General features: G+C 45.3%; 11 protein-coding genes. 3 read left to right on the top strand and 8 right to left on the bottom strand.

What is annotated here, in order from left to right:
- Window positions 1-215: 215 nt before the first annotated feature.
- The 4 genes from QT974_RS23170 to QT974_RS23155 all read right to left on the bottom strand — a co-directional run bounded on the left by QT974_RS23170 (window position 216) and on the right by QT974_RS23155 (window position 4,463).
- The gene (locus QT974_RS23170) at window positions 216-599 is read right to left on the bottom strand and encodes a hypothetical protein (protein WP_333470772.1); all 384 of its coding nucleotides are present in this window, start codon (window positions 597-599) and stop codon (window positions 216-218) included.
- A 209-nt stretch (window positions 600-808) separates the two neighbouring features.
- Window positions 809-1,777 carry a protein translocase subunit SecF gene (gene secF, locus QT974_RS23165; protein ID WP_333470771.1) on the bottom strand — a complete coding sequence of 323 codons (969 nt, stop codon included), beginning with the start codon at window positions 1,775-1,777 and terminating at the stop codon, window positions 809-811.
- Window positions 1,778-1,922: 145 nt separating this feature from the next.
- Entirely contained in the window at window positions 1,923-3,332 is a 1,410-nt protein-coding gene (gene secD / locus QT974_RS23160) for a protein translocase subunit SecD (RefSeq protein ID WP_333470770.1), read from the bottom strand.
- Between the two features lie 147 nt (window positions 3,333-3,479).
- A complete protein-coding gene (locus tag QT974_RS23155) occupies window positions 3,480-4,463 on the bottom strand; it encodes an alpha-ketoacid dehydrogenase subunit beta (protein ID WP_333470769.1) in 984 nt (327 codons plus the stop codon).
- A 473-nt stretch (window positions 4,464-4,936) separates the two neighbouring features.
- On the opposite strand from QT974_RS23155, the gene QT974_RS23150 reads away from it, so the two are divergent.
- Together QT974_RS23150 and QT974_RS23145 are read left to right on the top strand one after the other, a co-directional pair.
- Window positions 4,937-5,866 carry a hypothetical protein gene (locus QT974_RS23150; protein WP_333470768.1) on the top strand — a complete coding sequence of 310 codons (930 nt, stop codon included), beginning with the start codon at window positions 4,937-4,939 and terminating at the stop codon, window positions 5,864-5,866.
- 283 nt (window positions 5,867-6,149) lie between these two features.
- Complete coding sequence (locus QT974_RS23145; RefSeq protein ID WP_333470767.1) at window positions 6,150-6,713, top strand: Uma2 family endonuclease; 564 nt, start codon at window positions 6,150-6,152, stop codon at window positions 6,711-6,713.
- 31 nt (window positions 6,714-6,744) lie between these two features.
- On the opposite strand, the gene QT974_RS23140 is transcribed toward QT974_RS23145, so the two are convergent.
- The 3 genes from QT974_RS23140 to QT974_RS23130 all read right to left on the bottom strand — a co-directional run bounded on the left by QT974_RS23140 (window position 6,745) and on the right by QT974_RS23130 (window position 8,669).
- Window positions 6,745-6,879 (bottom strand): type II toxin-antitoxin system HicA family toxin, encoded by a 135-nt coding sequence (locus QT974_RS23140; RefSeq protein ID WP_333470766.1) that lies wholly within the window; start codon window positions 6,877-6,879, stop codon window positions 6,745-6,747.
- A gap of 73 nt (window positions 6,880-6,952) precedes the next feature.
- Window positions 6,953-7,225 carry a type II toxin-antitoxin system HicB family antitoxin gene (locus tag QT974_RS23135; RefSeq protein ID WP_293179584.1) on the bottom strand — a complete coding sequence of 91 codons (273 nt, stop codon included), beginning with the start codon at window positions 7,223-7,225 and terminating at the stop codon, window positions 6,953-6,955.
- Between the two features lie 76 nt (window positions 7,226-7,301).
- Window positions 7,302-8,669 carry an NACHT domain-containing protein gene (locus QT974_RS23130; RefSeq protein WP_333470765.1) on the bottom strand — a complete coding sequence of 456 codons (1,368 nt, stop codon included), beginning with the start codon at window positions 8,667-8,669 and terminating at the stop codon, window positions 7,302-7,304.
- A gap of 327 nt (window positions 8,670-8,996) precedes the next feature.
- Between QT974_RS23130 and QT974_RS23125 the strand changes: the two genes are divergently transcribed.
- Entirely contained in the window at window positions 8,997-9,836 is an 840-nt protein-coding gene (locus QT974_RS23125; RefSeq protein WP_333470764.1) for an SH3 domain-containing protein, read from the top strand.
- A 160-nt stretch (window positions 9,837-9,996) separates the two neighbouring features.
- Here QT974_RS23125 and QT974_RS23120 read toward each other — a convergent pair whose 3' ends face one another.
- Window positions 9,997-10,722 carry a M15 family metallopeptidase gene (locus QT974_RS23120; protein ID WP_333470763.1) on the bottom strand — a complete coding sequence of 242 codons (726 nt, stop codon included), beginning with the start codon at window positions 10,720-10,722 and terminating at the stop codon, window positions 9,997-9,999.
- Between the last annotated feature and the right edge of the window lie 153 nt (window positions 10,723-10,875).

The following is a 10,875-nucleotide window of genomic DNA, read 5'->3' as shown; positions in this document are numbered from 1 at the left end:
CTGACATCTGCGGTTTCTGTATCGAAAAGAAGACTTATGCAATTCAAGTCTAATAAAAGCAGGAAGTTGAGCAACGGATTTAACGGAGATCGATCGCTAATGACCAATGACTAATGACTAGCCTTCGGCTCCCCTCGACGAGAGCTAGCCGAAGGCTACGCTGGTTCACAAGTCGGGGGAAGTCGCGATCGGCTCAAATGACCAATCACTAATAACTACTGCGAATTTTTGCAAACCCACTTCCACAAAGGATGACTCGGCCCCTGTTGGCGAATGCGGCGCACTTGTTTTTCCAAACGCTGTTTTTGCCTCTGTGGCAATCCTCGGACAATATTATTGCGACGGTGCCAAGTTAGCACGGCTAAAGTCATCCCCAAGCACAAAACCAAACCAAGAGTCGGCCAGCGGTGAAAATATAAACCGTAGCGCACCGCCGCCCAAGTGAAGTTTTCTAACCACAAATCGATTTCGCGACGCAAACTCCAAATGCTCAAACAACCGACGCTAATCCACAGCAATATCACAGTTAACCAGCGGCCGTAAACTGTTAGTTTGTGAAGCCTTTGGACTTCTATTTGAAAATTTGGGTCATTGGTCATTAGTCAGTTGACAGTTGATAGTTGATAGTTGACAGTTGTCATTAGTTCTCAATCACAAGTCAACAGTTCGCTAATGACTGATGACCAATGACAATTAAACACAGTTGATAGTTGACCCTTCGACTACGCTCAGGGCGACGCAGTTGACAGTTGTCATTAGTTCTCAACCACAAGTCAACAGTTCGCTAATGACTGATGACCAATGACAATTAAACTTCGTCTGATGGGCTAATTCCTTCTGCGGGGACGGCGATGGAGTTCCCCGTGCGGCTGCGCCACCAAGCCAGCAGCGTGCTAGCAATGAAAATACTCGAATAGGCACCGGCAATAAAACCGACAATCAAAGCTAAAGCAAAATATTTGAGGGTTTCGCCGCCAAACAAAAAGATCGAAAACAATGTCAGCAGCGTGGTCATCGTCGTGTTAATTGACCTTCCTAAGGTCTGCATGACGGCATCATCGACAATTTGATCGATCGACTTTCCGGGATTCAGCTTGATTACTTCTCGCACGCGATCGTAAATTACCACTGTATCGTTAACAGAAAAACCGATAATTGTCAAGAGAGCGACGACAAATAAACTGTCAACCTCCACTCCTATAACTAAACCCAAAAATGAAAATACACCAAGCGTAATTAAGACATCGTGAAACAAAGCAACAAAAGCAAAAAAGGCATAATCTAACTGAAACCGGAACGTCAGATAAAGAGTAATGCCACCAAAAGAAAGGAATAAAGCCAGCAAACCCGAAGTAAACAACTGTTTGCCGAGGGTAGGCCCAACCGTATCAATTTGAATAGATTGAGGAGCAAATGCACCTATTTTCTCGGTCAAAGCTGTTTGTAACTTAGTCCGCTGTTCAACATCCAAAGTTTTGGTGCGCAGCGACAAACCGCGCTGTTCTTTGCCGATAACTTGAATGCTGCTACCAGCCAAACCTTGGCTATCGAGAATTTGGCGGACAGTGACAATATCGATGGGTTTACAATTTTCTGGTTTCGTGCAGTCGAGTTCAAATTGCAGCCGAGTGCCACCGATAAAGTCCAAACTGGGGCGTAGCGGTGCGCGGATGTCGGGACGACTCCAAGAAATCGCCATCGACACTATACCTGCAAGGATGATAACAGCGGAAATACTCCACCAGATCGATCGTTGTTTGATAACACTGAATTGCATAATTTGAAGGAAGAGGGAAGTTCGGCAACGGATGTGACGGATGGATGGATGGAAGAAGTCTGTGGTTATTGGTTATTGGTTATTGGTAGCAGTTAACAAATAACCAATAACCAATAACCAATAACCAATAACTAACTGTCAACTGTCAACTATTAGCTGTTTTCGACAAACCGGGACAAAACCACTCGGGTTTGCGCAATCGGGGAAAGCCCAACACTACCAAAAGAAGAGTCCGGCTGCAAGTAATCGCAGTAAACATACTGACTGCTACGCCCAAGCCTAAGGTTACAGCAAACCCTTTGACTAAACCAGCGCCCAACCAGAACAAGGCAGCACAAGCAATCAGCGTAGTTACGTTGCCGTCTAAAATGCTGGAAAAAGCGCGATAAAAACCCGATTCGACCGATCGATAAAGCGTCTTTCCCGATCGCAACTCTTCCCGCGTGCGCTCAAAAATCAGCACGTTAGCATCCACAGCCATACCGATACTGAGGACAAAACCAGCAATTCCCGGCAGCGTTAAAGTTACTCCCAACAGCACGAAAGCGGCCCAAGTTAACAGAGCATAAATTAACAGAGCAATATTGGCAATTACGCCGGGGAGTCGATAGTACGCCACCATGAAAATCAAGACTAAAACTAAACCGCCGATACCTGCATAGATACTGCTTTGAATGCTGTCTCTACCCAAACTAGCGCCGACAGTGCGGTTTTCAATAATTTCGACCGGCACTGGTAAAGCACCGCCACGCAATTGCACAGCCAAGTCATTAGCTTTTTGTGCTGTAAAGTTGCCCGAAATTTCGACATTCCCGCCTGTGATACCAGTTTGTTTGTACTGCTCGCTAACAGTAGCAGCGCTGATCAATTCGTTATCTACAAAAATACCTAAAGTGAGCTGCGTACCAGCAATGCTTTTGGTCAGTTCGGCAAATTTTTGGGCGCCCTCGTTATCGAAGCGTAGGGCTACAGCGTAGGTGTTTCCTAAGGAATTGGATGTGGCGAAAGCATCTTTGAGGTTTTTGCCGGTGATTTCGGTACGTTCGTAAAGGTTAGCGGTGAGTTGTTTAATTTCCTGATTCTTTTTGTCCATCGCAGCTTGGTTGTCGGCGACGGCTTTAGCATCTCCTTTTGCTTGTAGCTCTTGCTGCTTGCGCAGCAGTCCCACAAGTTCCTCCTGTCTAACCTTCAAAAAAGCTTTTTCTTGTTGTATTTCGCGCCGAAAATCTAGCTGTGCGGTACCGCCGAGCACGCGTTCTGCTTGTTGCGGATCGCTTACCCCAGGCAACTGAACCAAAATTTGATCGTTTCCTACCGTTTGTACAACTGCTTCAGAGACTCCCAAACCATTAACTCGGTTTTCGATAATCCGCCGCACTGCTTCTAGATCCCGCTCTTCAATTTTCGGGATATCTTTGGTAGTTTTTACCTGAATTGTGAGTTGTGACCCTCCTTGCAAGTCTAATCCTAGCCGCGTCGGAATTGTTACTATTACAGTAATCGCGGCTACGATCAAAACAAAAATTAGGGCTAATATTGAACGTTGTTTTTGCATATTTAATTATTGGTTATTGGTTATTGGTTATTGTTATTAGTTATTGGTTATTGGTTATTGGTTATTGGTTCGTCCCGATATTTTTTTCGGTTTTAAAATAATAAATAACAAATAACAAACAACAAATTACCAATAACCAATAACTATTTATACTCGCAAAGCTACCATTTTTTGGACAGCTTCGACAATTTGATTGGGCTGGACAATTGTCAGTCTTTCCAAATTGCCGTTGTATGGTGTGGGAATATCTTGTGAGGATAGGCGCAAAACCGGTGCGTCGAGTTCGTCAAAAAATCGATCGCTAATCGAAGCAATTAGTTCGGCACCGATGCCTCCGGTTTTCATGCACTCCTCGACAATAATTACTTTGTGAGTTTTGCGAATAGATTCGCCGATGGTGTCCATGTCGAGGGGTTTGAGAGAAATTAGGTCGATCACTTCGGGATCGTAGCCTTCTTTTACGAGTGCGGGTACGGCTTGCAGAACGTGGTGCCGCATCCTAGAATATGTCAAGATGGTGACATCTTTGCCCGATCGCACAATTTCCGCTTTATCTAACGGCACTAAATATTCTGTTTCTGGCAAATTTTCCTTAAGGTTGTAAAGCAAAACGTGCTCGAAAAATAGCACCGGGTTATCGTCGCGAATGGCTGATTTTAAGAGTCCTTTGGCGTTGTAGGGAGTCGAACAGGCGACGATTTTCAAACCCGGTACTGCTTGGAAATATGCTTCTAACCGCTGAGAGTGCTCAGCGCCTAGTTGTCGGCCCACGCCACCGGGGCCGCGAATTACCATCGGCATTTTGAAGTTGCCGCCGGAGGTGTAGCGCAGCATTCCGGCGTTGTTGGAGATTTGGTTGAAGGCGAGGAGCAAAAAGCCCATGTTCATGCCTTCGATGATCGGGCGCAATCCGGTCATTGCTGCGCCCACTGCCATGCCTGTAAAACTATTTTCGGCGATCGGGGTATCGAGCACTCGGAGTTCGCCGTATTTCTCGTAGAGGTCTTTGGTGACTTTATAGGAACCACCGTATTGACCTACGTCTTCGCCGAGTACGAATACAGAGGAGTCGCGGGCCATTTCTTCGTCTAACGCCTCGCGGAGGGCGTTGAACAATAAGGTTTCTGCCATAGGAGGTGAAGCAATGATTGCAGGAGGTCAGATTAGAATCTTAACCTTTTGGGGGTGTCGGTGAGGATGCGATCGTACATTTGGCAGTTAAGACTGGAGATTTTGCCAATACATATCATAACATTTGTATTATGTCAATCAATATTTAAGTAACCCAACCTTAGCTGTATTGTGTGTGGCGATCGACAATCCTCAAGAAAAAGCGACTTTTCGAGTAGGGACGCACCTACGAATACGAGTAATAAATATTTAAGCCACCCAACCTTAGCTGTAGGGTGCGTCGCGATCGACAATCCTCAAGAAAAAGCGACAATCTAGTAGCGACGCACCCTACGAATACGAGGAATAAATATTTAAGCCAGCCAAGGTTAGTATCGTTGCTATCCGTGTCGTGCTGTTGTTCTGTTTTCTCTCTTTTGTGCAAAGGCCGATCGAATTGCGACAATTATGAGCAGTATAGAGATTTTAATGCCATGGCAGACTCCGAACATCGACCCAGAGAATACGATGCCGTCAAAGGCGGTCAAAATCAACCTCCCATAGGTGCTGTTGTCTTAGGAGGCATCCCGGGCGTGAAAAATCGCTTAGCTTCGATCGCACTCGAAGCCAGAATCGCCGCACTTTCAGAAGCGTTGAAATATGGAGATGCAGGGTTAGATTTAGTTGTGGCTGCATTGCAGGATGAATCAATGCAAAAAAGTTGGTTTTTGCGCAGCATTACTGACAGTCATCATATCTATGAAAACCTGAAATTTCCACAAATTCTTTCAATTCCTGCCGATCGCGATCGAGATTGGAAATATGGAACTTTGAGAGCATTGATGGTCAAAATAGCCCAGCAATCTGCGGATGTTGCTGCCGATTTTTCTCGCACTAACAATCCCAATGGTGTTTGGACTTACGGGTGGGCGCTAAATTTGCGATCGCCTTTTGTCCTCAGTAGCACTCCCAGAGTCCGGGAAGGGCTAGACTCCTGGTGGGGTAACTGTGCTCCTGATGGCAACCCTGGTGTCTATTACAACGCGACTGGTAGCGCGATCGTACTGGGCGCCACAACCCGCTTTGAACCCGGCCAATTAGCTTTACATCCAGGGCCTAATGGTGAGTATGGCTTAGTGCGCTGGACTGCACCGGAAACTGGTAATATCTCGATCGCCTCCATATTCACTGGTCTAAATTTTGTCGGGCTAACCACAACCGATGTCCACATTCTCCACAATAATCTGTCTATTTTCGACAACTTTGTTGAGGGCTTTGGTGATGATACTGCTGTGCGGTTCGATCGCAATTTGGCGGTAATTAAGGGCGATACGATCGATTTTGCTGTCGGCTTCGGAAGGAACCAGAATTACTACCATGATACTACCGGACTCACAGCGACGATCGCACTGACTAAGCCTTAGCTATGGGGATTTGATGTTGGATGATACGCCTCTCCAGAGGGCTAAAGCCCAACAACTTACCTAAAAGTTAGCTGTAGGGTGCGTCGCGATCGACAATCCTCAAGAAAAAGCGACAATCTAGTAGATCCGCACCTGTGCTTACAAGACTCGTGGAAACAAACCTATATGTAAGGTGCGCCACCACTCCAAAAGTCGATATAATTTAGAGATTGAAAATGGCGATGCACCCTACGAATACTAAGATTTTGTCGCATTATATGCCATTTAACAGCAGAGGAATATTATGTTCCAGACCAAAACTGAACTAACTCTGGAAGAGTTTCTCAGTCTCCCTGAAGGAGAAGGAGATATTACCTACGAATTTGTTGACAATCAAGCAGTACCGAAGAGGTCACCGAAAAAATTTCATTCTCGCCTCACCAGAAGCCTGATAAAAATTCTCGAACTGTGGGGTGAAGAACGGGGAGAAATTGGTGTAGAATGGGCAGTTAAATTAACCAGAATGGGGCGAGACTGGGTTCCAGTCCCAGACCTTTTATATGTTTCTTACGAACGCTTATCTCCAGACTGGAATCAAGATGAAGCCTGTCCTGTCGTCCCGGAATTAGTCATAGAAATTATTTCACCCGAACAAACTTTCGGTCAGTTAGCTGCGAAAGCGAGAAATTATTTAGATGCTAAGGTTTTGCGGGTTTGGGTGGTAGATAGTAAGGCCAGAAGCATTACAGTTTTTTATCCTGATGCAGCACCGCAGACTTATATGGGAGATACTCTATTAAAAGATCCACTTTTTGATGGATTAGAATTTAGTGCGGAACCGCTATTTCTGATGGCAAAAATACCATAATTTTTTTTGATTAGGATTAGTGTGTGCTAGTTCACAAGCTATTCCATTGTTCTAGAGTAATTTGCCTATCTATAATCTCCTCAACCTCTCGAATCATCATCCGTAACTGAGGAACAGAATACTCGTCATTAGAGGGAATAGTTAAGCGATACTCATGATAAATCATAAACTGGTGCTTGCTTCCAGAAAAAGGGCCAGCTAAGCCTAGCTATTGTAATTTCTGGATAAATTCTCGACGCTTACAAGGTGTCCAACGGCTCAAGGCTAGGCTCCTGATTTAAATCAATATTGTCAATTACGGGCAAACGATGTCGCAATTTTAACCCTAGCAAAATCCAGTCTTCCAAAGTGGATCGCAACTCATTTTGACACTCTTTTAAAGTTGAGCCAAAGGCGATGACTCCCTTGCAAACAGGAATTTTGCCGACAAAGCTACGATCTTCAAGTTTGTCATACATAGCCTCAGTCATTGCTCGATCGACGTATTCACTCAGAATGAATTTTACAGTCATTGAGTTTTAGTTTCCTTTTGCTTGTCGAATATTTAGCGCTCGGGTATTTAGCTCTCCTTCACAGTTACACCTACCATTATATCTCAGCAAAATGCTTCTGCAATAAATCGTGGACAAATCGATAACGCCGATCGCCCGTTTTTTGCAGCAACAGTCGATCGCCCGCAGCATCCAGAAAACGCCTGTAATCCCAAGGAATATAGCCGCTAGACCACAACACGAGGCGCAATATGAAACTGTCGATCGCTGCAATTGGCGGCAGCAAAGCACTAATTATCGCAGCCGCAGCACCCGCAATCAATCCCCAAATCGAGCCGGAGACTACGGTTAAAATTAATCCCAAAATTACCCAAATCAGCCCGCCCAACAGCTTAACTCCAAACTGATACTTGCGCTGTTCCTCGCCTGTTTGCAGCCAACTCGACGGGATGCGATCGAGGTAAAATTCTTGAATTCCTTGCTGTTCCATCCTTCTCGCCAACCATCCCAGCCAGCGGCGAATTTGTTCTGGTCGCAGTTCCTTACCTCTGGGATATTGCTTGACTTCCCCTGTCATTTGGTGGCGGATGTAGGCAGTTAACAGATATTTGCGCTGTTCTTCTGCGGAAGTTATGCGCTTCCAAGATTCGATTAAAATATCATCGTAAGCCAAAGCCATCATGCTCAATAATAAGGGAGTTTTTGCTAATTTTAGCAACTCCGACTCATTCTCAATGCTGTACCAAAGTTCGCGGCTTCTGGCTTCGAGCAGATAGTTTTGAATTTGAGTTTCTGTCAGAGGTTTCAACAAAACTGCTGCTTGCAGTTTAAATCTAGTTTGACAGTTTTTGTAGACTTCAAAACTGCTGCAAGCTACTAAATGTTTTGGTTGAAATTCGCTGGAAACAAACTGATTGATAGCTTGAATGCAGATATCTTGACGGTGAGTTTCTACTTCGTCCAAACCGTCGAGAAGAGGCAGCAATTTTTGTGCGGCGAGCAATTTTTTGCCGACAGCCGCAGGTATGCCGTATTTGAACTGAAGTTGAGCAATTAACCAATCGGCGATCGCCCCAGATTCTGCTTTCCACGATCCGAGTTCAAACAGCACCGGTATTGGCAAATTAGGATCTTGTTCGGCGCGGGAAACTAACACCAGAGCCAATTCTAGCAGCGTCGTGGTTTTGCCTGCACCTGTGGCTCCCAAAATGACTAATTTGCCGTTGGTGCGATCGAACACTTGAGAAATGCTAGCTTTGGGAGGAAGCCTAAAACTCGGGCGGTTTCCGGCTTTCACTTCCACGTCCCAACAGCGGGTAATACCCACAGGCTGGGAGTCATGGCTGAGGCTAGCCAACACAGCAGCGTGCAAAGACTGCGATCGCCCTGCTTGGGCTTCTCGCTTCACCTGCGAAAGCAGTCGATCGCGAGGCGGTTGTAATCTGAGAGAAATGAATCTTGACATTTTAGCTACTAAACTGCACCTCGCGCCGGACGCTTACCTTGCCATTCGCCGCGCGCCACAGGCGAGCAAGAAGATTACCATCTGTACAGTTGTCAAGTATAGATGGAGTGAAATGATTGTGACAATTATCCAGGTTAAATTTTAGGAACTCATGCGGAAACCTCCGCCCTGATTAAGTAATTTCACTATAAAGGGAAGGGGGATCGCCGGGAGTTTTCCAGTAAAATCTGGATCTATCCGCCTAATTACGTATTTTTCCGATAACTTGACTGGCTACCGCGCCAACTTGGAAACAAAAATATCAGTATAAATACAGAGAGGGTTTTTATGTCATTTACTTCTACTCAAATCATCATAGTGAGCTTAGCAGGTCTAGCAACAGCCGTGGGAGTCGCTACTGCAACGATACAGTCGGGTGCGATGAAACAATCCAATCCCGCAGTTGTAGAGTCCCCAGCAGCCACCAGACAGTCGAGCGCACTTTTTGGGGCGAACAACCCCGAATCTGAACCAGCAGAACCCATACAAGCAGAAATCCAAGCCGCAGCATCTCCCGCATCTGAATCTCAACCAGCCAAAAGCGCCACACTTCAACCACCGCTAATCGCCGGAGTCTCGCCGCAAAAAGTTGCTCCTGTAGTTGTCACAGCGCCCAATTCCGACTGTAAAATCAGTATGGCTGTAGTCAGCGATCCGAATCCACCGCTGAATGTGCGATCGCACCCAGAAGTAAGTGGCAGCAAAATAGTAGGAAAACTCAAAAATCATACCTTTGTTTCAGTCGCCGAAGAACAAAACGGTTGGCTGCGAATTACCGAACCGCCCGGTTGGATTGCCAAAAATCGCACCGAAAGCAGTTGTTCTAACATCAACCAGCAGATTAATTTTATCTCCGGAGGAGATGAGGCAATTGTTAAAGGTCGAATCATCGGCGGCGGCACTCACTCTTACAAGATTCGTGCCACAAAAGGTCAAACGATGACTGTTAAGAATCGGAAAGATGTTTTCCCACTCATTTTGACTCCTAGGGGCAAACTTTTAGGAAATTCTTATCAAGGTAATGAAACTGAGTGGACGGGTAAAATCCCTGTGACTGGAAATTACACATTTCAACTAGACTCTAATTTCCGTGGCTATGAATACGAATTTTATGTGCGAGTCCGTTGACATACTCAGGTTCGCAGTAAGAACTTCAGTTCTTCTTCAGGTTCCATCGTTCGGACTTCAGTCCTGATTTAACAATTTTTGCGGACTAAAGTCCGAACGATCGAACCTGATTTTTTGCGGACTAAAGTCCGAACGATCGAACCTGTTTGCGCTTAGTTAATTAAGGAATTTCAGTAAGCGATATATCTAAAATCGCAAATTTCTGCCAATCTTCCGAATCAAAGTGCCACCATTCTGTGGTGATGCCGATAAATCCCTGTTTTTTCATCGCATCCTCAAGCGTTTGACGATTTTTCCGAGATTGGGCGCTGCCACCGTTGTAATCTCTGTGAGCTTTTTTGGTAAAATCGTCATAGGGCGTTGGCATCTCTAATTCTTTGCCAGTGCGATCGACTAAAGTCAAATCCACAGCCGCCCCGCGATTGTGCCGCGAACCCCTAGCAGGATTAGCAACATAGTTCGGATCTGGCAAAAATTCCCACATTTGCTTAGTCACAGAAAAAGGTCTATAGCAATCGTAAACTTTTAAACCCAAGCCAATTTTTTCTAAATCTATTTGAACTAGCGCTAACTTTTGAGCAACAGAACTTCTCAAAGCACATTTGGCTACTGTATAAAGTTTTCGTTTCAAGAAATTGTTAGTAGTGGCGTACCGGATATCGAGGCGAATGTTGCGATTTACGCTGCGGATGTCAACAAGTCGCGCCCAACTAGGAAGTTGACTCATGAAAACGCTTTCAGGTGCGATCTGGTTTGGTTCTGGTTGGGGAGATTTCACTTTTGGTGGCTCCTGGGCGCGGACAAATATTGGATGGTGCAGGCTGGTTGCAGATAGTAATATCAGTATAAATAAGATTAAATATTTAGCAAATTTATTTTTTTTCATGGTTCTGTAAATTTAATATTTTATATGGTTTTTATGCTGAATATCTTGGAACATTTTCGTGCTTTTCGTCTACCCTGAAAGTCCGAAAGTCCGAAAGTCCGAAAGTCCGACAGCCCGAAAGTCCGACAGCCCGAAAAGTCCGACAGTCCGACA

Origin of the sequence: Microcoleus sp. BM001215392 (assembly GCF_036700185.1) — a bacterium.
Lineage (GTDB): Bacteria > Cyanobacteriota > Cyanobacteriia > Cyanobacteriales > Microcoleaceae > Microcoleus.
The sequence above is the reverse complement of the archived record's forward strand: the minus strand, read 5'-3'. Positions and strand labels throughout refer to the sequence as shown.